At 59.3% G+C, this 273-nt stretch carries 1 protein-coding gene; it reads right to left on the bottom strand.

Features of this window, described 5'->3' with window-relative positions; translation table 11 throughout:
• A partial coding sequence (locus SB753_RS37235; RefSeq protein WP_410805158.1) for a transposase occupies nucleotides 1-226 on the bottom strand: 226 nt, incomplete at its 3' end.
• Nucleotides 227-273: the final 47 nt, after the last annotated feature.

The raw sequence follows: 273 nt of genomic DNA, 5'->3' as shown, positions 1-273 counted from the left end.
GAGCTTGCTGATCGGCCAGATATCGCCGCCGCCAGGTGAACAGCATGTTCGCGTTGATGCCATTCTCCCGGGCCAGCTTTGCGACTGATACGCCAGGCTCGCAAGCTGCTGCTGCCAGTCGATCACGAAGCTCCCGGGGGTAGTTAGGGCGTCCCGTACGGGAACCCGGCTTCTTCTCTGCAGACTGTGTCAAAGTGGTGCACATCAGATCGGAAATGATGGACATCACTTTGATGTCTCCCTCAGCCACCGTCTACAACGGCCGGCACGAGC

The organism is Paraburkholderia sp. SIMBA_053 (assembly GCF_046534895.1).
Classification (GTDB): domain Bacteria; phylum Pseudomonadota; class Gammaproteobacteria; order Burkholderiales; family Burkholderiaceae; genus Paraburkholderia; species Paraburkholderia caledonica.
This window is presented reverse-complemented; position numbering and strand designations above follow the sequence as displayed.